This window comes from Moraxella oculi (assembly GCF_023336735.1).
Classification (GTDB): domain Bacteria; phylum Pseudomonadota; class Gammaproteobacteria; order Pseudomonadales; family Moraxellaceae; genus Moraxella; species Moraxella oculi.
Window position 1 is genome coordinate 103,269 of sequence record NZ_JAMBAQ010000001.1, and the last position, 24,397, is coordinate 127,665.

Below are 24,397 nucleotides of genomic sequence, written 5' to 3' on the forward strand. Positions count from 1 at the left end.
TGAATTTGATGAGTGAATGCAATACCATTGGTGATCGCCTTAGTGATTGTATTAAAGTGGAATGATTCAATGAAACCAAACCAGCAAACAGGCTTGCTGATAGGATTGGCAGCGTATTTTATTTGGAGTTTATTTCCTTTTTATTTTAAGAGCTTAAGTCATTATGATGCCATCGAGGTTATTGGTCATCGAGTGATTTGGACCTGCATCGTTTTGTTGTTTTTCCTAATCATTAAAAAGCACTGGCACGCTGTCGCACTCATCAAAAAAAATCCAAAAATTCTCATATGGACTTTGATTTCAGGGGTGCTAATCGCAAGCAACTGGTTGTTTTATGTATGGGCGGTAACCCATGATAAAATCATTGATGCAAGCTTGGGCTATTTTATCAGTCCTTTGATGGGAGTGGCTTTGTCATTCTTTATTTTAAAAGAAGAATTGAGTCGTCTGCAGGTTGTCGCCATCGCATTGGCAGGCACGGCCATCATCATTCAGGTGTTCATGCTGGGCTTTTTCCCAGTGCTTTCTTTATCATTGGCGTTGCCATTTGCGATATATGGATTGATACAAAAACGCACACCTCTAGATGGTGTGTCAGGATTGTTTTTGGAAACTGCCATGCTGGTGCCGTTTTGTATCATGTGGTTTGCAACACATGAGTTGCCAAGTAATGAACTTTCATTTTGGGTATCTGCAGACATTTGGTTACTGATGATGTCAGGTCCTGTTACCTTAGTACCGTTACTTTTGTATAAACAGGCTACAAAACTGGTTGATTTGAATATTTTGAGTTTTATGCAATACATCATTCCCACTTCCATACTAATCATTGCAGTATGTTATTATCGTGAGCCGATTGATGTGGGAAAACTGACAGTTTTTGGCATAATATGGTTGGGGCTGGCGGTATTTAGTGTGGATATGCTAAAAAAGCAGCGGTTGATCTTGGTCAACAAAAAAGATTGATTGATGAAATATGGAGTGGTCATGAGTGATTATGTTTTCATTCAAGGTTTAAAAGTTGAAACCGTGATTGGTGTATATGATTGGGAGCGTGCCATTAAGCAGGTTTTGATCATTGATGCAAAAATTGGCTGCGATATTCGTGAAGCAGCAAAGACTGATGATGTCGTTCATGCGGTCAATTATAAGACGGTGTGTGAAGATATTGAGCGAATTTGCCAGCAAATGCAAGCCAAACTGCTAGAATCTTTGGCTCAAAGCATTTGCCAGCATGTGCTGGATCACTATGCTTGTACCAGCATTGCTTTGACCATTCATAAGCCCAATGCCATCAAGCAAGCACAGAGTGTGGGTGTTAGTATTGAACGCAGTCGATGAGTGATGATAAAAACTGAAAACTGGCATATGAAAAAATCTGTCGGTAATCTGTCAATACAAAGTGATTTTATTGTCATTTCTTTTGTGGTGGCGATGGGCAGTAATCATGATGTGCAACATGCATTCATGAGTGCATTAAAAGAGTTGCGATTATTAGGAAAATTGACAATGTCCGTGAAGATGGTTGGTCTTGATGTGACAGGAAAAACCGATTTGATTTACCATAATGCATGTGCAAAGATTGAGCTGCATGAACCCATGAGTTTGATGAGTTTGAATGAACGGTTAAAGCACATTGAGATGCTATGCGGAAGAAATTCAGAAGAGGCATTGGTGGCAATGGATTTGGATATTTTGGCGGTGTTTGATGGAGATGTTTGGCAAATCAGCCATAAACGCCTACCTTTTAAACCATATGAGCGGGTAGGGTTGCTTGAAGTGGCTGATTTTTTATTGTAAGTAACCGCCTGTCAATCTGCTATTGATAGAAGTTTTTTTCGTCCGCTTGTGTTTTAAATCGGCGATGAAACCACATCCACTGAGTAGGGTCTTTGTTGATGATGCTTTCAAACAGATCATTCACTCGCTGTGCGTCCCTAACCTCATCATTACTTGGATAATCATTCAAAACAGGTGATAAGTTCAGATGGTAGTGTGGTCGCTTGCCTGCAGGAATGTGGTCGGGGGTTTGGCGAATCATATCAAAAACGATGAATACTGGCGGATTATTTTTGTCGCCCATGCGTAAAAAACGGCGTTGGGCGGTGATGGTGGCAGCTGGCACGCCAAAAAATTTTGCCATAACACCATGTTCAAGTCCAAAATCTTGGTCGGGACTGTACCAAATCACTTTACCTGCCTTGATGCGAGTGATGAGTTTTTTCATCTCTCGACTGTTTATTTGTTCGTCAAAAATATGACGACGACCGTTATAAATGAACCATTCTAATAGTGGATTGTTTTGCTTGCGGTACAAGCAATCGGCAGCAAAAAACTGTGTGCATAACCTACCACCTAAGTCTAAGGTGGTAAAATGACCACCAAGCAAAATCACTGTTTGATTATTTTGTTGAGCTTGGATTAAATGGTGCAACCCGCTGATACTAAAAGTGCGTTTAAAGACATTGGGGCGAAACCATGCGTTTAATGTCTCAAAAATGCCAATGCCTTGATTGATAAAAACTTGTTTGGCGATGGCTGTTTTTTCGTCCGTTGATCTATTAGGAAAGGCCAGAGTCAGATTGGTCAATGTGTCTTTTACTCGTCTTTTGATGAGTAAAAATGCCAGTTCGCCAATTTTTTTACCAATCATGAATTGAATGCGTAAAGGTAGGTAAATCAAGGGTAAAAAAAGTGCCAAAGCCAGCCAAATGCCCCAGTATTTGGGATGTAAAAATTCCCATCGAAAAGGAGCCTTGTCCATCAGCTGTGTCTGTTTGTGCGTGTCCGTCAAGTTTGGCATCTTGCTAAGATTGGGTAATAAGTTTTTTGTGCGGGTATGCTCACCGTTTTGACAGCCGCCGCAACAATGTTTGTCAGTCATTCATTTCCCCAAGTTTTCCAATTCTTCCCATCGTTCCAGCTTTTCAAGCAGCAAGTCATCAATCTCTCCCAATCTTTCACTGTATTGCGTGGCCAGCTGCAAGTCAGAGACGAATAAGGATCCGTCTGATAGGCAAGCACTCAATTCACCATGCTCTTGTTCAAGGGCGGTAATCTCATTGGGTAGGGCTTCTAATTCTCGCTGTTCTTTATAGGAGAGTTTGCGTTTTTGAAGGCTGATCGGATTGTCGGGAAGATGGGTTGTTGGATTTTGGGCGGTATTCTGGTTTTTGGTTTTTTCCGCCTTTTTGGCTTTGATGGTGGCTTTTTCGGCTCGTTCTTTTTGAATCACATAGTCAGTATAGCCACCGACATATTCTGTGATGATGCCATCGCCATGTTTGTTTGTGTCAAATACCCAAGTTTGGGTGACCACATTGTCCATAAAAGCACGGTCATGACTGATGAGCAATATCGTACCATCAAATCCTGCCACATACTCTTCTAGCAGTTCTAGAGTTGCCATATCTAAGTCATTGGTGGGTTCGTCCAGTACCAACACATTTGCTGGCTTTAATAAATTTTTGGCAAGCAACACCCTTGCTTTTTCGCCTCCTGATAAGGCTTTGATGGGAGTTCTGGCTCGATTCGGCGTGAATAAAAAATCTTGCAAATAACCCAAAACATGCATCTTTCTCCCACCAATCTCGACATGATCACTGCCCCCAGAAACATTTTGGGCAACAGACTGCTCAGGATCTAACTGATCTTTTAGTTGGTCAAAAAAAGACACGGCAAGATTGCTGCCAAGCTTGATGGTGCCATTGGTTTTGGCAGAGTCATCAAGCCCTAAAATTGTACGAATGAGAGTGGTTTTGCCCACGCCATTTTGACCGATGATACCAACCTTATCGCCACGCATCAGCAGGGTGGAAAATTCTTTGACCAGTACCTTATCGCCATGTTCGAGTGTCAATCCCTTCACTTCACAAACGATTTTGCCTGATTTTTCAGCGGCATTTTGGCTTAATGAGACATTACCCACGACATCACGGCGTTGCTTTCTTTCTTCTCGTAATGCCTTTAATGCCCTTACTCTCCCTTCATTTCTGGTGCGTCTTGCTTTAATACCCTGACGAATCCAGACCTCTTCTGCTGCAAGTTTTTTGTCAAACTCTTCAAAAGATTTGGCTTCACTTGCCAGTTCAAGCTCTTTTAACTCTTGGTAACGAGCGTAACCTTTAACCCCTTGCGTAACATCGTAACTGGATAATCTGCCTCGATCAAGCTCAACGATGCGAGTTGATAAGTGATCAACAAACTGACGATCATGAGTGATGAAAAGCACGGTTAAATTCTGCCCTAGCAAATGGTTTTCTAGCCAGTCAATGCTTTCAACATCAAGATGGTTGGTGGGTTCATCTAGCAGTAGCACATCAGGATGAATGACTAAGGCACGAGCCAGTAGGACACGGCGTTTTCGCCCACCTGATAAATCGGTCAATCGAGCATTCGGATCCAGACCCATGTTATCAAGTAGGGTGCGAGCATGTCGCTCTAAATCCCAGCCGTGCAATGCGTCAATGTCATGCTGTATTTTGGTCATTTGTTCACAAGCCGTCATGTCGCCCATACCACATCGTTCAGACAGTTCATGATAACTTGTTAACAACTTGGCTACTTTGTCATTACCGCCCATCACAATATCAAGCAGATTGCCATCATCGTTAGGAACATCTTGAGCAAGCATGGCGATTTTCAGACCGTCTTGAATGATGACTTCACCATCATCAGGTGCTTGTGTGCCATTGATGAGCTTAAACAAAGTAGATTTGCCCTCACCATTACGCCCAATCAGACATACTCTTTCGCCCACTTCTAGGCTAAAATTAACACGATCTAAAATGGGAGCCAGGCCAAAAGCAAGGGAAAGATTTTTAAGGTGAATGAGTGCCATGATGATTATTTCAATGATAAAATAACATGATTATAGCAAATTTTTCATTCATTTTTAAATTTTGGAACAACAAATGGTTGATACGCATACCCAACTCATTGATTTGCAGATTAAAATCGCCTATCTAGAAAGCACGGTTGAGACTTTAAGCGAAATGATTGCCACTCAAGATCGTGAGTTGAATGACATGAAAGATCAGTTAAGACTCATGTATCGTTATCTACAAAACAGTCATCAGCAAGAAAACATTGCACCTTTTGATTTATTGGCAGACAGACCGCCACATTATTGATTGTTATTGAGTGTTCATTGATGATGTTTGTCGTTGTGATGTGTGAATGGATGGGGAATTTCGTGAAAAAAATTACTTAATTTTTTCATAATTTATCACTTGAGTTACTGATGAAATTGTTTTAATATAGGCAGACGCAAGTGAAAGTACATTTGTACATTGACTTAATCATTTGGTCAAATAAATAGTTGCTGTATGATGAGTCTTGCGAAAGATTGCCTTTGGCATTTTAGTACAGGGGCTTTTAAGCATGAATTGGAGAATGAAATATGCGTCGTTTTAATCACAAGGCTTTGGTTGTTGCCATTGCTTCTTTTGGTACTGTTGGTGTGGCAAATGCCGCAGGTCTTGATCGCTCTGGACAAGATGTGACTGCTTTTTTGCAAGATGGGACTTATGCTGAAGCAGTGTATACCTATGTCGATGCTGATATCGCAGGTGTGGACACATCAGGACAAGCAATCAAAGACATCGCTGAGCCTTATGATTTTTTCCGCTATGGCGTCAAAGCTGACATTAATGATCGTTTTAGCGTGGGCGTGATGTATGATGAACCTTTTGGGGCGGCGGTTAAGTACGAAGGTGGGAATGATTTTGTTTCTTCAGGTGCAAATGCTACCGTTGCTGCACTGACTGGGGGTCAGTTACTTGATTTTGCGACCACTCAGGATACAGCCAACAACCTAAGAGGCACTGCAGGAATATTGGCTGATAACTTAAAAGAAAATGCAATCTCAATGCAAGAACTGGGAGCTGAATTGGCAGCTGCTCAGGCGGCAGGCGATACAGCCAAGGTTGCTCAATTAACAAAAGACTTGCAAGATTCTCAAGTGGACATCGCCACCAAAAGGCAGCGACTTGATGTGGTACTTAAAAAAGCAAAAACTCTGACAGCTGCAACCAATGTGGCTGCCACCGCCGAAAACCAAATCGGTGAAGGTACGAATGTTGAGATCCGCACCAACAACGCCACTGCATTGATAGGGGCTAAGCTCGGTGCTAACAGAAACTTCCAGATTTACGGCGGCCCTGCTGCACAGCGTCTGACAGGTGAGGTTCATTTGCGTGGGGTGGCGTATCAAGGTGCACAAGGCTACGATGCTAAAATCAGCACAGATACTGCGGTTGGTTGGGTGGCAGGCGTGTCATATTCTAAGCCTGAAATTGCCCTAAAAGCGGCCTTAACTTATCGCTCTAAGATCAAGCACGACTCAGTAATCTCTGAGGTTTTCCCAGCACTGGGTGCGACTGGCACAACTTCTCGTGATTTTAGTGTTACTTTGCCAGAGTCATATAATTTGGACTTCCAAACTGGCGTGAACCCAACCACATTATTAACCGCCAAAGTTCGCTATGTACCTTGGAGTGGTTTTGATATTCGCCCACCAACTTATGGCGATGCAACCTTAATCAGTGCAGTTAAAAAGCTACCAATCGTCAGCTATGATAAAGACCAATGGTCAGCAGAGATTGGATTTGGCAAAAAATTGTCTGATAAATTGTCTGTTGCGGGTAATATCGGCTATGATAGCGGTGCTGGCAATCCTGCCACTTCTTTAGGACCTATCAAGGGTTATTACAGTGTGGGTCTGGGTGCTAAATATAGCGTTACGCCAGAATGGTCGGTGTCTTTGGGTGGTAAATATCTGAAATTTGGCGATGCTCAAGCTCAATTACCAACCAATGCAATTGTGGGTCGCTTTAAGGACAATGATGGCTTCATTGCAGGCCTGAAAGTCGCTTATCATGCCAAATAATCACCGTAAACAATCACCGCAATGGCATGCGACACGAACAAGCTTCCAGTTGGGAGCTTGTTTTTTATGCTTAAAAGATGTGTGTGTCAGATTGGGTTGTGAAAAACATCAAAAAGCATTATAATGAGATTTTGTCATTAATTGTAATTTCATGAAACCATATCTTATCGCTCCATCAATCTTGTCTGCTGATTTTGCTCGCTTGGGAGAAGATGTGCAGGCTGTTCTTGATGCTGGTGCTGATGTCGTGCATTTTGATGTGATGGACAATCATTATGTGCCAAACCTAACTTTTGGGGCAAGCGTGTGCAAGGCCTTAAAAAACTATGGAATCACTGCACCAATTGATGTGCATTTGATGGTATCGCCAGTAGACAGTGTCATTGAGCAATTCATTGATGCAGGGGCGGACATCATCACTTTTCACCCAGAAGCCACGCATCACATTGATCGCAGCCTACAACTTATTAAGAGTGCGGGCATCAAGTGTGGACTGGTGTTGAATCCTGCCACGCCTTTATCTTACTTGGATCATACCATTGATACCATTGATCAGTTGCTTTTGATGAGTGTCAATCCTGGTTTTGGTGGTCAAAAATTCATCGATAAGACTTTGGATAAGCTCAAACAGGCTCGTGCGATGATTGATGCCAGTGGGCGAGACATTCGATTGGAGGTTGATGGTGGGGTTACGCCTGATAACATCCGTGCGATTGCTCAAGCTGGTGCAGACATGTTTGTCGCTGGAAGTGCGATTTTTGGTAAGCCTGATTATCGCCTTGTCATTGAACAAATGCGCTCAGAGCTTTCCTTGGCGGATTCAAAAGTGATTCATACATGATTAGGCAGTCCATCACACAAGACAAACCCTCTAAAAGTGTTGTGCCACTTGGGTTGACCATTGGTTTGTTCATGGCATCATTGGTGCTAAGTTTGGCTGGATATGGTTTTCGTTTATTGGGTGGTGATGACATGGGCGAGGTGGTGCGTCATGCTGCTAAGGTTGTGCCGTTTTTTGTGTTTGTCCTACCTGCTTTAATTTGGCTAGGAAGCTTGATATTAAACAAACTTGGTAAGGCTGATATTCATGCTCGCAATGCTTGGGCGTTGGGGTGGCTATTGTCTACTGTTGCCATCTTATCCATCATGGGAGTGTATAGTTAATGCTGACACGATTACTTCCTGATGCCATTGTCCCAAAAGACATTCCAAAGACTCTGATTTTACTACTCATTGTTTTGGTTTTACTCATTGGATTGTCTGGTTTTCGTTTGGGTGGTGGTGATAGATGGCAGGGGTTTTTGCATGTTCTTGAAAATTGGTTGGTAAGCTTGGTGTTTATTCCTGCTTGCACAGCATTGGTTGCCCTACCAATTAAATATCGAGATGCTCAGTTTGACATAAAAATGGCGTATTATTTGGGCATGTTTGTGTCGTTTTTATTCATGGTGGCAAAGCTTCGCTATTGGCGTTAAACCAATCACTGCCTTGAAATTAAAATAAAAAACCTCATAAAAACAATCAACTTAATAAAAATCTAAGACAGACGAAAATCGTGGAGTGTTGAATGTTTGATAAAGCAGATGATGATTTGATTCAACAGTTGATAGAGGAGACTGAAACGATTATTGAAGAGCTTCAGGATCAACTCAAAACTCAACAAAATGATGTCGAAGAGTGTGAAAATTCAATTGACCACATGTTTGCACAAACAGAATCGGACCTTGGGAAGGGTTGTCAGTCAAGATCACAAGATGTCAACAGTCAAAAACAGACCAGCTCTGATCGAAAAGAGCCGACCAGTCAAAAAAAAGTAAATCAGCAAAAATCCAGCAACATGATGGTTAAAGAGGCCGTCTTGGAGTTTGTTGAGCGTGAAGACGGTGTGCTTAGCCTACAAGAAGTAGGAAGTGAAGATGATCCTATGGTAACGATTGTATTTTCTGAACAGGTCAAGGAAATGGTTGGTAAAAATAACATTCAAATGATAGGGCAAAGCATGATTCATGCTGCCATCGCTGCTGTCATGCAACGCCAACTGAATGCTTGGCATGCTCATGTTTATGATGAAGTGCCAAAGCATTACAGTTAGTTGATGAAAAAGAGCATGCTTGGCATGCTCTTTTAATTGGTTTCTACAAGTCCGTGCCTAATGGCAAGATGTGTGAGCTTGACATCGCTGTTTACGCCCAGCTTTTCAAAAATACGATAGCGATAAGTATTGACAGTTTTGACGCTGACGAACAGTCGCTCAGCGATTTCTTGGGCACTTTGACAATTCGCCACCATCATGGCGACCTGTTTTTCACGCTCAGAAAGTACATCAAAAGGTGAGTCATTTTGTTCACCAAGTACTGACTCTGCCAGTACATCTGCAACATCATGGCTAAAATATTTGCCACCACCATGAATTTTTTTGATGGCACGCACCATCTCATCTAATGGCGTACCTTTGGTGATGTAGCCATCAACACCTGCTTTTAAGAGCATGGAAGGGTAGGGCTGTGCTGATAATCCAGACACAGCTAAAATCTTAATGGAATCATTGATTTGTTTAATTCGCCGAGTTGCTTCAATGCCACCAACATTTGGCATATTCACATCAAGTAGGACGACATGGGGGTGGTGCTGTCTGGCAAGCTTGATGGCAATATCCCCATCATCTGCTTCTGCAACAACCTCAATGTCAGCGATACCATCAAGCATATGTGTGATGCCCATCCTTACCAAATTGTGGTCGTCAACCACTAAAATCTTAATTGTCATGTACACCCTTGGCATCAATTGTTCAAAAAATCACTTAAAAAAGTTTAGCACAATTTTAGGTAAATACAACGAGCATGCTCAAAAATATTTTAAAATTTTATCATTTGAGTGCATGGCGAGAGAGTCTGCCATTGTTTCCCTATTCTCACTTGTCATAATTGTTTACAAAAATATGGGTTTCTTTGTAACTAAAATGGCAAGTTTTCGTAAAAATATTTTGGTTGGCTGTGTATCATCTTCTTGAATGTGCTAAAATATTTTTTATTGAAAGTGAATTTTATTTCATTAAATCAATCTAATGAATCTGTCAATGAAGATTAATGGTGTTGTGCTGGTATTTTGAATGGCTGTTCAAAGAGGGGCACAAATGATGAGTCAGCAATCATCATGATTGCGTATTTTAAGGATGTTATGTTACATGAATCATGCCAAATTAACTCAATGTGTCGCCACTTCTTTGGTTTCCTTGACCATGTTTATGCTGAGTAAGTCGGCATTGGCGTTCACCGTTGACCAAACCAATCAGCGTACGATTACCATCACTCATAGCACTCCTGCAATAACCACAACCATCACTCAATCGCCTTCCGTACCTAGCACTACCACCATCACACCAGTTACCGCCAACACTCTCACTCAAAGCACGATGAACACAAACCAACATCATGGCTTTACTGATCATCATCAAGCTCCGATTTTCGACCAATTGGCAATATCTACCAATTCATCGGCGGTGGCAGTCATGGATTTGCAGACGGGCAATTTAATCTATTCAAAAAACATCGATGCCACTCGTTCGATTGCTTCTATTAGTAAGGTGATGACAGCGATGGTGGTTTTGGATGCAGATCTTGACATGCGTGAAGAGATTACCATCATTCCATCTGATTTGGTGGGTGCTAAGCAAGCCAGTACCAATCTGCGTGCAGGAGATCGTTTGAGTCGTTCCGAATTCACACTGATGATGCTCATGAAATCGGAAAATCCTGCAGCCAAAGCTTTGGCGCGTACTTACCCAGGTGGATATGACGCTTTCATCGCTGCGATGAATGCTAAGGCGTTAAGCTTGGGTATGCGTCAAACACATTTTTCTGACTCATCAGGACTTGATCCAAGAAATGTCGCTTCTGCCAATGACTTGGTTAAGATGATGAAAGCTGTCAGTATTGAGCCGCGTTATCAGCTGATTCGTACTTTCTCAACAGCACCGAGTTATGATTTTTATATCACCAATTTTAATACGGGCAATCGTACTTATAAAGCCAAAAATACCAGCACCTTGGTGCGTTCTGGTGAGCATCAGATTGGTGTTTCTAAGACTGGTTTTATTCGTGAGGCGGGTTATTGCGTTGTCATGGAGACGCATGTTAATAATAAGCCTGCGGTCATCGTGCTACTTGGGGCTGGTGCTTCACAAAGCCGCTGGAATGATGCCAGAAATATTCTCACAGAACTTGCTTATCGTCGCTAATGTTTGATTGGGTGGTGTGTCCTCACTAAAAAGCCAAGTGTGATGACTTTATGGTGATTCGGACAAATGTACCATCGGTCATTTAATTCTACCCAAAGCCAGGTTTTGTGTATGCAGGACTTGGCTTTGATTGAGTGAATATTGGTTCGTTGGGTGCTGTTGTGCGTTGTTTTAGGTGGTGTGATCAGTTATAATGAATCATTTTTATTTGCTTTCTACATGCTTGCCTTTCCATGACACATTCTAGCCCAAGACTTTATTTACTTACCAATGACGATGAGATCTCCACATTGATGGATAAGCTTGAGCGTGCCTTAGACACAGGTGCGATTTCATTGTTGCAAATTCGCCGCAAAGCTACTTTAAAACAATACGACCTTGCTACGGTTTACCGAGAGGCGGAGTTTTTGGTGAGTTTGACGGATAAATATGGCATTGAAGTTGTGATGAATGATGATTTGCAGCTTGCGTCGCATTTTGGTACTGGTGTGCATTTGGGGCAGCGAGACGGTAGCGTGGCGATGGCAAGGCAACTACTGGGTGATGATGTGGTGATTGGCAGAACCTGCCATGCTGACATCGCTTTATTTAAGCAGGCAAAAAAAGAAGGTGCAAGCTATGGAGCAATGGGTACGGCATTCAATTCCCTAACCAAGCCTAAAGCTGGTATTGTGCCAATGCCAACCTTACATAAGACGAGCAATGTTGATTTGCCTTTGTGCTTGATTGGGGGCATCACGCTTGATAATGTTTATCAATTACGAGACGGCTTGGAGGATACGCCATTGGATTATGTGGCTGTAACTGCTGATATCATGTCGCATAGCAGTCAGACCATTGCGGCAAAATGTCGAGCTTGGCAATTAAAACTGCAAAACTGGTGATGTTAAAACGCTTTATTCTATTGATTTTACCATATTAATTTTTTATGACTTGCATGAATATCAACCACCCCACGCCAAAGCCCAATCATGTGACGCATTTTCAAAGTGTGGATGATGCCAGTTTTGCATTATGGCTGGCGACCTATGCCAAAACCCAGCCTTGCTTAACTGTGGTGGTATGTTGCAATCAAGCCCAACTGCACAATCTAGAAAGTGAGCTGGATTTTTTTAATATCAAAACGCATACTTTTAGTGATTATGAAACCTTGGTGTATGACAATCTGTCAGTACAGCAAGACATCATCTCTGAGCGTATTGATTTGCTGACGCATATGCCACAAACAGGCGTGTTGCTTGTGGCAGTACAAACATTGATGCAACGCATTGCACCGCCAAGCTATCTTTTGGGGCGGTTTTTTGAGTTGACTGTTGGTGATGTTTTTGACATTAATCAGCAAAGACAAAGACTCATCAAAGCAGGATATGAGATGGTTGAAACTGTCTATGCTGCTGGCGAATTTGCGGTGCGTGGCAGTATTGTGGATATTTTTGCGGTGGGTCAAGTATTGCCATTTCGATTGGAACTGTTTGATGATGAAATAGAGTCCATCAGGTTTTTCAATCCAGAAACTCAGCGTACAGTCAGTGATGAGGAGTTGCTTCATCTCAAACAAGGTGAGGCTATCGATTCCAAGTCTTTACCCAACTCGCCGAAGGTCAATCATTTTCGCTTATTGCCTGCGCGTGAATTTGACTTAGATGATTTGCAGGCTTTTCGCCAAAATTTTGCCAGCGTATTTCCTGATGTCTCAGCTCGAAGATTTGAGTTATATAATGAGGTGATGGCTGGCATCAGTCCAGCTGGCGTGGAATATTACATTCCATTATTTTTCGACCTTGATGAATGGCGTGCGTCTGGCTCACTGTTTGAATATTTGCCTGCCAATACACTCATCGTTTATGATGAGTGCTTGATGAATCATCATGAAGAATTTTGGGGGCAGATAAACGCACGACATCATTCTCGTGCTTTTAATAAAGAATTGCCAATTTTACCTCCACAGTTGTTGTATCTGCCTAGTAACGAATTTTTTGGCAAATTAAAGAAATACCCTAAGGCGTCATGACCAGTGATGCTGATAAAGCATTGCCAATGTTTGTTGATTTTAAACTCAATCCTGTGCCAACTTTACCAATCAATCACCAAAAACAAGAGCCGTTAAGTGATTTTTTGGCATTCGTTGCAGAGTGTCAGGAGCCTGTACTGCTTGTCTGTGAGAGTGCTGGTCGTCGTGAGATCATTTTAGAGTTATTAAAGGGTAAATTGTCTTGTCAAATTGTTGGTGATTTTGATGAATTTTTGGAAAAACGATCGTCATTAACTAACTTGGCTGGCAATCAAATTGCCATTACTGTCGCACCAATAGAGCGTGGTCTGTGGGTATTGGGTGATGGTGGATTTTGCGTGGTGAGTGAAACGCAGCTTTTTGGTAGGCAGGTTGCCCGTGGTCGAAAAAGACATCAAAACGCATTTTCGCAAGCGTTTTTAATTAAGTCTGTGAGTGAGATGACCGAAGGTTCTTTGGTTGTTCATCTGACTTATGGCATTGGACGCTATGTGGGTCTTGTGTTGCTTGATGTGGGAGATGGTGAACAAGAATTCATTCATCTTAAGTACGCTGATGATGCCAATGTCTATGTGCCAATCACCAACTTGGCATTGATAGGTCGTTATGGCGGTACTGATTCAGAAGCTGTGCCATTATCAAAAATTGGTTCGGGTAAATGGGATAAAGCCCGAGAAAAAACCTTGATGGAAATTTATGATGTGGCGGCTGAATTGCTGAATGTGCAAGCAAGGCGTCAAGCCAAGGAGGGCATCAGTTTTGATATTGATATGGTGTCTTATGAGCTGTTTGCCAGCAGTTTTGGTTATGAAGAGACACTTGATCAGCATGCTGCCATTGATGCAGTCATGTTTGATATGAAGCAATCTAAACCAATGGACAGACTGATCTGTGGTGATGTGGGTTTTGGTAAGACTGAAGTTGCCATGCGAGCGGCTTTCATTGCGGTGCAGGCGGGGTATCAAGTAGCAGTCCTTGTGCCAACCACGCTTTTGGCAGGTCAGCATGAAGACAGCTTTAAAGACAGGTTTGCTGATTGGCCGATCAGAATTGACAGTTTGTCCAGATTTGTTACTAAAAAATCTCAATCTAAGGTTTTGGCAGACTTGGCAGATGGTAAGGTGGATATCATCATTGGCACGCATCGACTGCTGCAAGATGATGTGAAGTTTAACAACTTAGGCTTAATGATTATTGATGAAGAGCATCGTTTTGGGGTGCGTCATAAAGAAAAAATCAAAGCCATGCAGGCAGATGTTGACACATTGACCATGACCGCCACTCCCATTCCGCGCACGCTCAATATGGCATTATCTGGCATGCAAGACATCTCTGTCATTGCCACACCACCTGCAAGACGACTGGCGATTAAGACTTTCGTGGCTGAAAAAAGCGATCACACAACCAAAGATGCGGTTTTGCGTGAGATTTTGCGTGGTGGTCAAGTGTATTATTTGCATAATGATGTGGCCAGCATTGATTTGGCTGCCGAAAAACTCTGCGAACTCATACCTGAGGTGCGAGTAGGTGTGGCACATGGGCAAATGAATGAAAAAGAGCTGTATGCGGTGATGAGTGATTTTTATCACAAAAAGACCAATGTTTTGGTTGCAAGCACAATCATTGAGACTGGCATTGATGTGCCAAATGCAAACACCATCATCATCAACCGTGCTGATAAATTTGGCTTGGCACAGCTTCATCAGTTGCGTGGTCGTGTGGGAAGAAGTCATCATCAGGCATACTGTTATTTATTTGTGCCATCACTCAAAGGGCTTGGTGTTGATGCCAAAAAACGCCTTGATGCCATCAGTCGAGCCAATACGCTGGGATCAGGATTTATGCTTGCCTCTGAAGATTTAGAGATTCGTGGTGCAGGTGAAATATTGGGTAAAGAGCAGTCTGGTAACATGCAGACCATTGGTTTTGGATTGTATATGGACATGCTTGAACGAGCCACCAAGGCGATCAAATCTGGCAATAAGCCCAGTCTTGCCACCCCCTTAGATTTGGTGAGCGATGTCAATATTCACGCATCTGCTTTAATTCCAAGTGACTATTTGGCTGATGTGCATGAACGATTGCTTTTTTATAAACGCATTGCCAACACGCATGCCATTGATGAGCTTCACGACATAAGGTCGGAGATGGTCGATCGTTTTGGTGCCATACCTGAGGCCTTGGCAAATTTATTCATTGTGCATAAGATTAGAATACAAAGCATGGCAATTGGCATCACAAAAATTGATGCAACTGCCAAATCTTTAAGTTTGGAATTTAAGCCTGACACGCCGATTGACGGGCTTGCTGTCATCAAACTCATTCAAAGTGATGAGGGTTACCGCATGAATGGTGCGACTGGACTTAAATACACTTTTAAAAGTGAAAAAGAATTGTCAGCAAGGGTTAATGCAGTATTTGATTTGCTGACATATTTCCAAAATCATTTAAATGAGAGTGTTGTTGATAAAAAATCCACATGATGACATGATAACTGTGGTGCACTTAGTCAATTTTATGCTACAATAATCATATTTATAATGGTGCATTAATAACTATCAACGAGAAGAATAATGTTTCAATTACATCCAACCTTGGCAAAAGACACTTTTTTGGTGGGGGATTTTCCATTATCTACCGTCCGATTGATGAATGATTGCCAATTTCCTTGGTTAATTCTCATTCCGAGAGTATCAGGAATCAAAGAAATCTATGAACTCAATCCTGCTGATCAAGTTCAGTTTTTAAGGGAGTCAAGCTGGTTATCTAGCCAAATGGCAAAAATATTTGGTGCAGATAAAATGAATGTTGCAGCACTTGGCAACCAAGTCTCACAGCTGCACTTTCATCACATCGTCCGCTACCACAATGATTCACGATGGCCAAATCCTGTTTGGGGTACGCCAGCCATTCCCTATACTGCGGAAGTTTTACAACATATGCAGCAGACTTTAATGATGGCATTGCGTGGACATCATGAGATGCCTTTTGATTGGAAGATGAGCGTATAGTATTTAACACATTGATTTTATTGAGTATTTTTTTAAAGATAGATTAACTGTGCCACCTAAGATATCACCAAACAAAAAACCCTTGAGGACCATCAAGGGCTTTTTGTATGAAAATCAAAAAAGAAGCTTGGCAGTTAATCGTTATAAGCCAATCTGATGCTGTTGTCTTGGTTTTCATGAGTAATGGGTCGAACACTGACTTTGGCCAAACCCTGCCTTAGTGGTGCAAGCTGAGAGAATGCTTTTTTACTCAAATCAATACGACCTGATTTGCCTATGCGATCATTGACTTTGCAGATGATGGATTGCCCCGTCTTGATGTTCGTTACTTCAACTTTCGTGCCTAACGCATAATTATTAGAGGCACAAGTCATGCCTTGATTACTAAAAATTTCACCATTTGCTGTCTTACGACCATTGAATTTATCAGCATAATAAGAGGCGGTGGTGGTATTGGCATGGGCGACATGAGACGCAGCCGTTATTAGTAAAAAAGCACTGATATAATTTCGCATTAAATACCTATTTTGATGACAATTTGATTAAATTATAATGGATTTGACAAAAAATTTCCATGCGACGACACGGCATCATTACAAAATGATGACAAAAATCCATCACATCACAGCCATTCATCGTTGATGGTTGCGGCTATGTGTTAACTAAGGTTGCCTAACTCATTGTCTTTGGTTTATAATACATGTTACGATGAATTTAAAATGATTAACGAAGGTGGATGAACAATGACAATTTTAGCAATGAAAAATGTGGATTTATCAGGTAAGCGAGTCTTGATTCGTGAGGATTTGAATGTTCCCATTAAAGATGGAGTCATCACCAGCGATGTGCGTTTGCAAGCAGCTTTACCAACCATCAAAGACGCTTTAAATCAAGGGGCTGCTGTCATTATTTGTTCACATTTAGGTCGTCCAAGTGAAGGTGTGGCAGAGGATAAGTATTCGTTGGCACCAGTGGCTGATTACTTGGCTCAAGCGGTTGATTGCCCAGTTCGTTTTTCGAAAGATTATCTAGAAAATGGCGTTGATGCCCAGATTGGTGAAATCACCGTACTGGAAAATGTGCGTTTTAATGTTGGTGAAAAAAGTAATGACCAAGCACTGTCAAAAAAATATGCCGATTTGTGTGATGTCTTTGTGATGGATGCCTTTGGTACGGCACATCGTGCACAAGCATCAACAGAAGGGGTGATTCGTGCCGCCGCCGCCGAAAGAAAGAGTGTTTGTGCTGGCAATCTGTTGGTGAATGAGCTTTCTGCTTTGTCTCGTGCATTGGATAATCCAAAATCACCTATGTTAGCGATTGTTGGTGGTTCTAAGGTATCAACGAAGCTTGATGTGTTATTAAGCCTGTCGGAGGTTTGCGATAGCATCGTTGTGGGTGGTGGCATTGCCAATACTTTCCTTGCGGCAACTGGCGTGGGTGTGGGTGCGTCCTTGTATGAGCCTGATTTGATTGATACGGCTAAGACCATCATGACAAAAACCAACATCTTATTGCCAGATGAAGTTGTGGTTGCCACAAAATCACAAATTGACTTTGATGACTTTTTAGGGTCGTTGCAATCAGCTTTGCCAATTACCAAGCCAGTTCGTGAGATTGCTGAAGATGAGATGATCTTAGACATTGCACCAAGTAGTGCTAATAAAATAGCCGATGCCATTAAAGATGCCAAGACCATTTTATGGAATGGCCCTGTTGGCGTGTTTGAGGTTGATCAATTCGGTGAGGGTACAAAAATTTTGTCATTAGCCGTCAAGGACAGTGTAGGATTTAGCATTGCTGGTGGTGGTGATACTTTGGCTGCCATTGATAAATATGAGATTGCCGATGAAGTCAGTTACCTGTCAACAGGTGGTGGGGCATTCTTGGAATTTGTTGAGGGTAAGGCACTGCCTGCCATTCAAGCTTTGGAGGAAGCAACGGCGGTCTAGGCTGGTGGTTATTTTGTTAAATTTTGTTGCATTTTTTAGCTTAGGTCTTGTAAATTCTTATTGACAAAGATAAACTATGGACAAGCCCATATCATCATGATGATGTGTGCCATCTTATGATGAACATGACGAAAAAATTAATGATAATTAGAGAGCTGTACTATGAAAAAATTACTCATCGCCGCAACTGCCATTGGTATTCTTGCTGTTTTATCTGCTTGCAGTCAGCAGACTAAAGATAAGGCTAATGAAGCGGTAGAATCTACCAAAGCTGACATTGCGACCAATACAGCCCAAGTTGCCAAGGAAGCTGAATCAGCTGCCCAAAATGTTGCTGAAACCACCAAAAACGCCGTTCAAGCAGCCGCTGAAAAAACTTCTGAAGTTGCTAAAGAAGTCGGTGCCAAAGCAGACGCAGCCACCAAACCAGCCAGTGCTGAATCTCAAGTGGCAGAAGAACAAAAATACTGATTTTTGCAACAGACATAATGGCCCACGACATGGTGGGCTTTTTTAATAAAATTATCGGGTGAATTGCTGATAAATCCTTAGAGTTTTGCTATAATGGATGAATCCAATTCACTTATAAAAATGCTATTAGGAGATTTTTCATGGCATTAGTATCACTGCGTCAGCTATTGGACCATGCAGGCGAGCATGCGTATGGCTTGCCAGCATTTAATGTTAATAATTTAGAGCAAATGCGTGCAATCATGATGGCAGCGGACAAAACTGACTCTCCTGTGATTGTACAGGCTTCGGCAGGTGCTAGAAAGTATGCAGGTGCGTCATTTTTGCGCCATCTGATTTTATCAGCAGTTGAAGAATGGCCACACATTCCTGTGGTCATGCATCAAGATCATGGTACCAGCCCAGCTGTTTGCCAACGATCGATTCAACTTGGATTCAGTTCGGTGATGATGGATGGCTCTTTAAGAGAAGATGGTAAAACACCAGCAGATTATGATTATAATGTGTCAGTTACTCGTGAAGTTGTTAAAATGGCTCACGCATGTGGCGTGTCTGTTGAAGGGGAAATTGGCTGTTTAGGAAGTCTTGAAACTGGCATGGCTGGTGAAGAAGATGGCGTGGGTGCAGAGGGTGTGCTTGACCATAGCCAACTTTTAACCTCGGTTGAAGAAGCACGCCAGTTTGTGGCAGATACTAATGTTGATGCACTTGCTATTGCAGTCGGTACTTCACATGGTGCTTACAAATTTACTCGCCCACCAACAGGGGATATCTTAGCCATTGATCGCATCAAACAAATTCATGAAGCTCTGCCAAACACGCATTTGGTGATGCATGGTTCATCCAGCGTTCCTCAAGAATGGCTCAAAATCATCAATGATAATGGTGGTGATATTGGTGAGACCTATGGCGTGCCAGTAGAGCAACTCGTTGATGCTATCAAGCATGGCGTGCGTAAGATTAACATTGATACTGATTTGCGTCTGGCAAGTACTGGGGCGATTCGTCAGTTTTTGAATGAGCACCCAGCAGAATTCGATCCAAGAAAATATTTGACAGCGTCCATGAAAGCCATGCAAGACATTTGTATTGCTCGTTATGAAGCTTTTGGTGCGGCGGGTAACGCCAGTAAGATTCGCCCCATTTCACTTGAAAGAATGGTCGAATATTATAAATAATCAACGAAAGGCATTAAGGGCGTAAATCTTACGCCCTTATTTTATGATTGAATGATTTGATTTTTAAGAGATTGGATATGATAGGATTAATTAAAGGTTTGGTATCTGAGTTGGATGCACCGACGGTGTGTGTGATGACTTCAAGCGGTATTGGCTATGATATTGAGTTGCCAGTTTCTGTATTTTGCCAACTTACTTTGAATACAGAAGTATTGATTTACACGCATTTGCATGTCAGAGAGGATGCACATCTTTTATATGGTTTCATAAAAAAACAAGATCGTGATGTATTTAGAAAGCTCATAAAAATTAATGGCGTGGGTGCTAAAATGGCACTTGCCATGCTTTCTGCTTTATCTGTTGATGAACTTAAACGAGCAGTAGAGCAAAATGATGATTCAAGGTTGATACGGATTCCAGGCGTTGGAAAAAAAACCGCTCAACGCCTAATCATCGAACTCAAAGGCAAACTTAACGAATTTGGAAGCGTGCTAGAATTTGGTGGTGAGGGTGAGTTTTTTGATACTGAGGTCTCTTTTGGTCAAATGCACGCCTTTGCTGAAGTAGAAAGTGCCTTGATTGGACTTGGTTATAAGGAGAAAGAGGCTCAAAATGCCATTAAAAAAGCACAAGCTGGCATGGAGAATGTTAGCACATCTCAACTATTAAAAGCGTCATTAAGACACTTGTCAGGATTTTAATGATTGTATTAAAAAAGCATGTATTGATGATTAAAAGCACTCATTTAGCAATTGATAGCATGTCCATCAAAGCTTGTGTGCTGGCCGAGAGAGTCAAGCTTGGATTGATGACCACGCCCAAATGTCTTTGTAGTTCGTAGTCTTCTGCCATGTCAATTTTTACCAAATCTTGGTTGATGAGCGTCTCTGGCAGTACCGACCAGCCAAGTCCAATCGATACTAGCATTCTGATGGACTCTAGGGGGTTGGTGGTCATGGTGGCATAAGGACGCAGATTGTGGCGATTGAATTCAGCAAGAGTGATTTGGCTGGTAAAAGTGTTGGCAGCAGGTAAGATGGCAGGGTGATGTGCTAATTGTAAGAGTGTAACATCAGACTTTTGTGCCAATGAGCTGAGTGTGCCTGTCATGAAGTAAAGCGGATCTGACCATAGCGTATGATATTCTAAGCGTAAATCATAAGTGGGCGGCAGAGTTAAAAATGCCAAACTGACATCGCCATCAAGCACGGCTTTGTGTGCTTCTTCTGAATCCATGAACTGTACTTCTAGTTGGACGGCGGGATAGGCTTGGATAAAACGCTTTAATACAGGAGCTAAGTGATGCAAACCAATGTGATGGCTTGTGCCGATGACCAGTTTGCCACTGGCAATTTCTTTAGAGTACTGTAAGCTAGTACGACAAGATTCATAGTCATCAAGCCATTTTTTGGCATATGGCAGTAGCTCATGTGCTGCTGGGGTGGCAATGATGCCTCGACCTACTGTGTCAAAGAGCGTGACTCCAAATTCACTCTCTAAATTCTTAATGCGTTTGCTAACAGCAGGCTGTGTGATGAAAAGCTTTTCGGCAGCACCAGAGATACTTCCTGTTTGCATGACCATGGCAAAAGTAGTCAGATTGACGGTATTCATAATTGGTTTCCATAATATATAAAAATATTTTATAAAAATAACAGTTATAAGTAAATAGATAAATTAAGAATATTTTTTTTGTTCATCATTGAGGATGCGCTTAAAAGATTGGTTACTGACCAATATTTATACTGACTGTTAATATGATCATTCAATGACTGGCTTGAAGATTGAAACTACATAATCAATCCATATTTGTCATTTTATTATGTTATAATCACAGAAGTGCCTGTCAAATGAAAACGCACAGTTTTTGGAAGCTCTAAATGCTGATGATCATTGATTGATCAAGATAAAAATATTTTTTTTGTGAATTTATTTTGATAATGGTGGGTGTTTTTTTTGAGTTACTGATAAATGCGACAGCCCGCTGATTCATGACATGATGATGTGTGTTGATAATCAATGAGTGGTGGATAAAACACTGTATTGATGATGTTATATGATGTTTGTTTAATTGTGGAGAATGTATGAAAAAATTATTATTCGCCGTATCTGTGTTTGGACTACTGGGCGGTTGTGCGGTGACAGATACGACTGGCAAGCCTGTACCGATTGTGATTCAGGCATCAAGCCCCAATGCGGTTTTGATAGATGGTCGCCTTAAAGATCATCATTTGCCGATTCATGTTTGTAAAATAAAACCATTTACTAAGACTTATCAAAGCGAAAGTACCAATCGTGGTAAGGCCAAACTCGATGTACTCAAACAATGTGCCGCTGATGTGCATGAGATGTTTTGTCAAAAAGATGAGATAGAATGCACCGAATACCAATAGATGGCTGATGGTGATTGGATTGGCGTTGATTTTTTTGGATGAATGATAAATTTTCATGAAACCCCAGTTTGCGACAAATCTAAATTTAAACCCAATATGAATTGAGCATCCTAGAATTGATAAAATGGCAAAATTGGATTGCTTTTAAACCAACCTGTCATGACATGTGTTTTTTATACCAAAGGAGAGTTTTATGAATGACTTGATCCAAAATCCTTATTTAAAAGTGCGTCAACCTGCACAACCACAAGGTGAAATGGTGCTGTCTTGTGCTGACATTGTCGCAGATGCCACATTATCCAATGATTATGTAGCAAACATTTGGGGCTATGTGGGTAATAATATCAGTCCAGAATTACGATGGGAAAATGCCCCAAAACAGACCAAAAGTTTTGTCTTGACGATGTACGACCCAGATGCACCAACAGGCTCGGGCTTTTGGCATTGGAATGTGTTTAATATTCCTGCTGACTGGCGTGGTCTGCCCAAAGGCAAGTCCAATGACTTTGGTGATGATGTGATGGAGCTTAAAAATGATGCTGGGCTTGACGGTTTTATTGGGGCGTTTCCTCCGCAAGGCGATAAGCCACACCGTTATATCTTTACTTTGTATGCTCTTAATGAAATGCTGGATTTACCAAATGACATCAGTCCTGCGGTATTGGGCTTTAATTTAAATGGCAAGGTGTTGGCAACGGCAAGTTTGACGGCCTATTATCATTGGTAAATTTTTGGGAGATAAAACCGACACTTTAATCATTTGAAGTGTCGGTTTTCTTGTTTTAAGTAGACTTTTTTGCTCATTGATGCAATCACCATACAAGGTTTTGTTCTGATTTTCTTGACCATTTGTTAAAAAACTACCAAATAAAATCCGAAAAACCATTTGTGATGAGTTGTTTTTAAAATGGCTGTGCTGTTTGTAAAGATGGGCTTGTAAAATGTAGTGCGATCTGACCATTGATGGGTTAAATATGGCATTGCTTTTTTATAAAAGGCTTAAAAAATATTGCCTAATGCCTTCAAGCTCACCTTCTTATTAGATATGGAACAAATAATATTGCCATATTGTAAGTGATTGTGAACACCAAACCTAAAAATCATACAAGAATGTCTCTTTTGGTTTAAAATTTTTATTGAAAACTATTATCATTATGCTATAATAAATATTCATTTTAAGCAGCTAAAAACCATTTGCATTTAAAAAAATATCATCATTGGTTGGGTGACTGATGGTTGTGTGAATAATAGGCGATGAATCATGAATGATGTGAAATCTAATTCTAATCAGATAAAGGTGCTGGCACTGGGTGTGACAGCGGTTCTGCATGGATTGGTGGGGTATGGGTTGGCAAGTATGCAGATGCCAGAGTTGAAGCCATTGAAAATCACACCGCCGATTGAAGTGCGGATCATCAAACCAAAAATTGAAGAAGTGGTTGTTAACAACCTAGAATCGCCAGAACCGCCTAAGCCAGTCGCTGCGCCAAAAGTTGAAAAGAAACCTGATCCTCGTCCAGCCCCTACTAAGCCAAAAAAAGTAGAGCCGAAACCTGAACCAAAGGTCAAGCCTGAACCCAAACCTGAAATTAAGAAGACCGAACCAAAAGTAGAGCCAAAACCAGACATTAAGAAAGTTGAGCCTAAGGTTGAGCCGCCACCTGAAATCAAACCAGATGTTCGCCAGGCAGAAATTTTAGCAGCTGAGCGTGCGGCAGCCCAAGCAAAATGGGAGGCTGAACAACGGGCAGAAGCTGACAGACGAAATCGTGAAAAAGCAGAAGCAGAGGCACGGCTGGCAGCAGAAAAAGCCAGGCAAGCAGCTGCAGAAAAAGCCAGAGCTGAAGCTGAAGCCGCTGCCAAAAAAAGTCAAGCGACAAGCAATGAGGGCAGAGGTACGGGTAATACTGTCGGAGAGATGACTCTTAGTGCCAGTAAGGTGGCTGCCAGTTGGAAAAAGAAACCCAACTTTTCTAATGTTGATGCAGGTGACAGACAAACCAGTGCGGTCAAATTTACCGTCAACTTGGTGATTGATGAAAAGGGTCGTATCGTGAGTGCTACGGGTGTTTCTACAGGCCTGGGTAGAAATGTGGATCGGCAAATTGAGAGAGCGATTAAATCGGCATCTTTCCATCCTTTTAAAGACGAGAATGGCAATCCTGTGCGGGGCAAAGCAACCCTGCCGATGAGCTTTTCAGTAAACTAATAACCGACATTCATTGAGTGCTTGGTCAGTGTATGATTGATTAAAA

General features: G+C 41.7%; 24 protein-coding genes and 1 pseudogene. 20 read left to right on the top strand and 5 right to left on the bottom strand.

The genetic code is table 11. The annotated features are described in order from the left end of the window. Positions 1-69: 69 nt before the first annotated feature. Genes rarD through M2R47_RS00490 form a run of 3 tightly spaced genes read left to right on the top strand, consistent with a single transcriptional unit; the run spans position 70 to position 1,800 of the window. Positions 70-966, top strand: coding sequence for an EamA family transporter RarD (rarD, locus tag M2R47_RS00480; protein WP_249097471.1), 897 nt, complete (start codon positions 70-72; stop codon positions 964-966). A 21-nt stretch (positions 967-987) separates the two neighbouring features. Continuing rightward, a complete protein-coding gene (gene folB / locus M2R47_RS00485; protein WP_249097474.1) occupies positions 988-1,341 on the top strand; it encodes a dihydroneopterin aldolase in 354 nt (117 codons plus the stop codon). Positions 1,342-1,368: 27 nt separating this feature from the next. Continuing rightward, the gene (locus tag M2R47_RS00490) at positions 1,369-1,800 is read left to right on the top strand and encodes a 2-amino-4-hydroxy-6-hydroxymethyldihydropteridine diphosphokinase (protein WP_249097475.1); all 432 of its coding nucleotides are present in this window, start codon (positions 1,369-1,371) and stop codon (positions 1,798-1,800) included. A gap of 19 nt (positions 1,801-1,819) precedes the next feature. Here M2R47_RS00490 and M2R47_RS00495 read toward each other — a convergent pair whose 3' ends face one another. Together M2R47_RS00495 and M2R47_RS00500 are read right to left on the bottom strand one after the other, a co-directional pair. Continuing rightward, positions 1,820-2,803 carry an LpxL/LpxP family acyltransferase gene (locus M2R47_RS00495; RefSeq protein WP_249097767.1) on the bottom strand — a complete coding sequence of 328 codons (984 nt, stop codon included), beginning with the start codon at positions 2,801-2,803 and terminating at the stop codon, positions 1,820-1,822. 81 nt (positions 2,804-2,884) lie between these two features. After that, positions 2,885-4,840, bottom strand: coding sequence for an ATP-binding cassette domain-containing protein (locus M2R47_RS00500; RefSeq protein ID WP_249097477.1), 1,956 nt, complete (start codon positions 4,838-4,840; stop codon positions 2,885-2,887). 73 nt (positions 4,841-4,913) lie between these two features. Here M2R47_RS00500 and M2R47_RS00505 point away from each other — a divergent pair, with 73 nt between their 5' ends. The 6 genes from M2R47_RS00505 to M2R47_RS00530 all read left to right on the top strand — a co-directional run bounded on the left by M2R47_RS00505 (position 4,914) and on the right by M2R47_RS00530 (position 8,981). Beyond that, on the top strand, positions 4,914-5,132 hold the full coding sequence (locus M2R47_RS00505; RefSeq protein ID WP_249097480.1) for a SlyX family protein: 219 nt from the start codon (positions 4,914-4,916) through the stop codon (positions 5,130-5,132). Positions 5,133-5,401: 269 nt separating this feature from the next. Continuing rightward, positions 5,402-6,889: a hypothetical protein gene (locus M2R47_RS00510; protein WP_249097482.1), complete on the top strand. Its 1,488-nt coding sequence runs from the start codon at positions 5,402-5,404 to the stop codon at positions 6,887-6,889. 151 nt (positions 6,890-7,040) lie between these two features. After that, positions 7,041-7,730, top strand: a complete 690-nt coding sequence (rpe, locus tag M2R47_RS00515; RefSeq protein ID WP_249097484.1) for a ribulose-phosphate 3-epimerase — start codon at positions 7,041-7,043, stop codon at positions 7,728-7,730. Then, positions 7,727-8,053, top strand: coding sequence for a hypothetical protein (locus tag M2R47_RS00520; protein ID WP_249097485.1), 327 nt, complete (start codon positions 7,727-7,729; stop codon positions 8,051-8,053). Before rpe ends, M2R47_RS00520 begins: the two co-directional genes overlap by 4 nt. After that, positions 8,053-8,364, top strand: a complete 312-nt coding sequence (locus M2R47_RS00525; RefSeq protein WP_249097488.1) for a hypothetical protein — start codon at positions 8,053-8,055, stop codon at positions 8,362-8,364. Before M2R47_RS00520 ends, M2R47_RS00525 begins: the two co-directional genes overlap by 1 nt. 92 nt (positions 8,365-8,456) lie before the next feature. After that, positions 8,457-8,981 carry a hypothetical protein gene (locus M2R47_RS00530; RefSeq protein ID WP_249097490.1) on the top strand — a complete coding sequence of 175 codons (525 nt, stop codon included), beginning with the start codon at positions 8,457-8,459 and terminating at the stop codon, positions 8,979-8,981. A 32-nt stretch (positions 8,982-9,013) separates the two neighbouring features. Here the strand turns inward: M2R47_RS00530 and M2R47_RS00535 are convergent, their stop codons facing one another. After that, positions 9,014-9,655 (bottom strand): response regulator, encoded by a 642-nt coding sequence (locus tag M2R47_RS00535; RefSeq protein WP_249097492.1) that lies wholly within the window; start codon positions 9,653-9,655, stop codon positions 9,014-9,016. A gap of 418 nt (positions 9,656-10,073) precedes the next feature. On the opposite strand from M2R47_RS00535, the gene M2R47_RS00540 reads away from it, so the two are divergent. The 4 genes and pseudogenes from M2R47_RS00540 (at position 10,074) to M2R47_RS00555 (ending at position 16,148) form a co-directional block, all read left to right on the top strand. Further along, positions 10,074-11,126: a D-alanyl-D-alanine carboxypeptidase family protein gene (locus tag M2R47_RS00540; protein WP_249097494.1), complete on the top strand. Its 1,053-nt coding sequence runs from the start codon at positions 10,074-10,076 to the stop codon at positions 11,124-11,126. Positions 11,127-11,359: 233 nt separating this feature from the next. Further along, positions 11,360-12,010, top strand: coding sequence for a thiamine phosphate synthase (locus M2R47_RS00545; RefSeq protein ID WP_249097495.1), 651 nt, complete (start codon positions 11,360-11,362; stop codon positions 12,008-12,010). 53 nt (positions 12,011-12,063) lie between these two features. Further along, positions 12,064-15,620, top strand: a pseudogene (gene mfd, locus M2R47_RS00550) (transcription-repair coupling factor). 90 nt (positions 15,621-15,710) lie between these two features. Next, the gene (locus M2R47_RS00555; protein ID WP_249097498.1) at positions 15,711-16,148 is read left to right on the top strand and encodes an HIT domain-containing protein; all 438 of its coding nucleotides are present in this window, start codon (positions 15,711-15,713) and stop codon (positions 16,146-16,148) included. A 134-nt stretch (positions 16,149-16,282) separates the two neighbouring features. Here M2R47_RS00555 and M2R47_RS00560 read toward each other — a convergent pair whose 3' ends face one another. Continuing rightward, positions 16,283-16,663, bottom strand: a complete 381-nt coding sequence (locus M2R47_RS00560; RefSeq protein ID WP_249097500.1) for a septal ring lytic transglycosylase RlpA family protein — start codon at positions 16,661-16,663, stop codon at positions 16,283-16,285. Positions 16,664-16,891: 228 nt separating this feature from the next. Here M2R47_RS00560 and M2R47_RS00565 point away from each other — a divergent pair, with 228 nt between their 5' ends. The 4 genes from M2R47_RS00565 to ruvA all read left to right on the top strand — a co-directional run bounded on the left by M2R47_RS00565 (position 16,892) and on the right by ruvA (position 20,450). Next, the gene (locus tag M2R47_RS00565) at positions 16,892-18,100 is read left to right on the top strand and encodes a phosphoglycerate kinase (protein ID WP_249097502.1); all 1,209 of its coding nucleotides are present in this window, start codon (positions 16,892-16,894) and stop codon (positions 18,098-18,100) included. A gap of 162 nt (positions 18,101-18,262) precedes the next feature. Then, positions 18,263-18,571 carry an entericidin gene (locus tag M2R47_RS00570; RefSeq protein WP_249097504.1) on the top strand — a complete coding sequence of 103 codons (309 nt, stop codon included), beginning with the start codon at positions 18,263-18,265 and terminating at the stop codon, positions 18,569-18,571. Positions 18,572-18,711: 140 nt separating this feature from the next. Further along, the gene (fba, locus tag M2R47_RS00575) at positions 18,712-19,749 is read left to right on the top strand and encodes a class II fructose-bisphosphate aldolase (RefSeq protein WP_249097505.1); all 1,038 of its coding nucleotides are present in this window, start codon (positions 18,712-18,714) and stop codon (positions 19,747-19,749) included. Positions 19,750-19,826: 77 nt separating this feature from the next. Beyond that, positions 19,827-20,450, top strand: coding sequence for a Holliday junction branch migration protein RuvA (gene ruvA, locus M2R47_RS00580; RefSeq protein ID WP_249097507.1), 624 nt, complete (start codon positions 19,827-19,829; stop codon positions 20,448-20,450). A gap of 40 nt (positions 20,451-20,490) precedes the next feature. Here ruvA and M2R47_RS00585 read toward each other — a convergent pair whose 3' ends face one another. After that, positions 20,491-21,363 (bottom strand): LysR family transcriptional regulator, encoded by an 873-nt coding sequence (locus M2R47_RS00585; protein WP_249097509.1) that lies wholly within the window; start codon positions 21,361-21,363, stop codon positions 20,491-20,493. Between the two features lie 470 nt (positions 21,364-21,833). Here M2R47_RS00585 and M2R47_RS00590 point away from each other — a divergent pair, with 470 nt between their 5' ends. The 3 genes from M2R47_RS00590 to M2R47_RS00600 all read left to right on the top strand — a co-directional run bounded on the left by M2R47_RS00590 (position 21,834) and on the right by M2R47_RS00600 (position 24,351). Further along, positions 21,834-22,142, top strand: coding sequence for a hypothetical protein (locus tag M2R47_RS00590; RefSeq protein ID WP_249097511.1), 309 nt, complete (start codon positions 21,834-21,836; stop codon positions 22,140-22,142). Positions 22,143-22,335: 193 nt separating this feature from the next. Further along, a complete protein-coding gene (locus M2R47_RS00595) occupies positions 22,336-22,869 on the top strand; it encodes a YbhB/YbcL family Raf kinase inhibitor-like protein (RefSeq protein ID WP_249097513.1) in 534 nt (177 codons plus the stop codon). Positions 22,870-23,403: 534 nt separating this feature from the next. Continuing rightward, positions 23,404-24,351 carry a hypothetical protein gene (locus M2R47_RS00600; RefSeq protein ID WP_249097515.1) on the top strand — a complete coding sequence of 316 codons (948 nt, stop codon included), beginning with the start codon at positions 23,404-23,406 and terminating at the stop codon, positions 24,349-24,351. The last annotated feature ends 46 nt before the right edge of the window (positions 24,352-24,397 follow it).

What these genes read in the sequence shown, in the direction of transcription:
- rarD (WP_249097471.1), top strand. Translation starts at nt 70, where the DNA reads ATGAAACCAAACCAGCAAACAGGCTTGCTGATAGGATTGGCAGCGTAT.
- folB (WP_249097474.1), top strand. Translation starts at nt 988, where the DNA reads ATGAGTGATTATGTTTTCATTCAAGGTTTAAAAGTTGAAACCGTGATT.
- M2R47_RS00490 (WP_249097475.1), top strand. Translation starts at nt 1,369, where the DNA reads ATGAAAAAATCTGTCGGTAATCTGTCAATACAAAGTGATTTTATTGTC.
- M2R47_RS00495 (WP_249097767.1), bottom strand. Translation starts at nt 2,803, where the DNA reads ATGCCAAACTTGACGGACACGCACAAACAGACACAGCTGATGGACAAG.
- M2R47_RS00500 (WP_249097477.1), bottom strand. Translation starts at nt 4,840, where the DNA reads ATGGCACTCATTCACCTTAAAAATCTTTCCCTTGCTTTTGGCCTGGCT.
- M2R47_RS00505 (WP_249097480.1), top strand. Translation starts at nt 4,914, where the DNA reads ATGGTTGATACGCATACCCAACTCATTGATTTGCAGATTAAAATCGCC.
- M2R47_RS00510 (WP_249097482.1), top strand. Translation starts at nt 5,402, where the DNA reads ATGCGTCGTTTTAATCACAAGGCTTTGGTTGTTGCCATTGCTTCTTTT.
- rpe (WP_249097484.1), top strand. Translation starts at nt 7,041, where the DNA reads ATGAAACCATATCTTATCGCTCCATCAATCTTGTCTGCTGATTTTGCT.
- M2R47_RS00520 (WP_249097485.1), top strand. Translation starts at nt 7,727, where the DNA reads ATGATTAGGCAGTCCATCACACAAGACAAACCCTCTAAAAGTGTTGTG.
- M2R47_RS00525 (WP_249097488.1), top strand. Translation starts at nt 8,053, where the DNA reads ATGCTGACACGATTACTTCCTGATGCCATTGTCCCAAAAGACATTCCA.
- M2R47_RS00530 (WP_249097490.1), top strand. Translation starts at nt 8,457, where the DNA reads ATGTTTGATAAAGCAGATGATGATTTGATTCAACAGTTGATAGAGGAG.
- M2R47_RS00535 (WP_249097492.1), bottom strand. Translation starts at nt 9,655, where the DNA reads ATGACAATTAAGATTTTAGTGGTTGACGACCACAATTTGGTAAGGATG.
- M2R47_RS00540 (WP_249097494.1), top strand. Translation starts at nt 10,074, where the DNA reads ATGAATCATGCCAAATTAACTCAATGTGTCGCCACTTCTTTGGTTTCC.
- M2R47_RS00545 (WP_249097495.1), top strand. Translation starts at nt 11,360, where the DNA reads ATGACACATTCTAGCCCAAGACTTTATTTACTTACCAATGACGATGAG.
- M2R47_RS00555 (WP_249097498.1), top strand. Translation starts at nt 15,711, where the DNA reads ATGTTTCAATTACATCCAACCTTGGCAAAAGACACTTTTTTGGTGGGG.
- M2R47_RS00560 (WP_249097500.1), bottom strand. Translation starts at nt 16,663, where the DNA reads ATGCGAAATTATATCAGTGCTTTTTTACTAATAACGGCTGCGTCTCAT.
- M2R47_RS00565 (WP_249097502.1), top strand. Translation starts at nt 16,892, where the DNA reads ATGACAATTTTAGCAATGAAAAATGTGGATTTATCAGGTAAGCGAGTC.
- M2R47_RS00570 (WP_249097504.1), top strand. Translation starts at nt 18,263, where the DNA reads ATGAAAAAATTACTCATCGCCGCAACTGCCATTGGTATTCTTGCTGTT.
- fba (WP_249097505.1), top strand. Translation starts at nt 18,712, where the DNA reads ATGGCATTAGTATCACTGCGTCAGCTATTGGACCATGCAGGCGAGCAT.
- ruvA (WP_249097507.1), top strand. Translation starts at nt 19,827, where the DNA reads ATGATAGGATTAATTAAAGGTTTGGTATCTGAGTTGGATGCACCGACG.
- M2R47_RS00585 (WP_249097509.1), bottom strand. Translation starts at nt 21,363, where the DNA reads ATGAATACCGTCAATCTGACTACTTTTGCCATGGTCATGCAAACAGGA.
- M2R47_RS00590 (WP_249097511.1), top strand. Translation starts at nt 21,834, where the DNA reads ATGAAAAAATTATTATTCGCCGTATCTGTGTTTGGACTACTGGGCGGT.
- M2R47_RS00595 (WP_249097513.1), top strand. Translation starts at nt 22,336, where the DNA reads ATGAATGACTTGATCCAAAATCCTTATTTAAAAGTGCGTCAACCTGCA.
- M2R47_RS00600 (WP_249097515.1), top strand. Translation starts at nt 23,404, where the DNA reads ATGAATGATGTGAAATCTAATTCTAATCAGATAAAGGTGCTGGCACTG.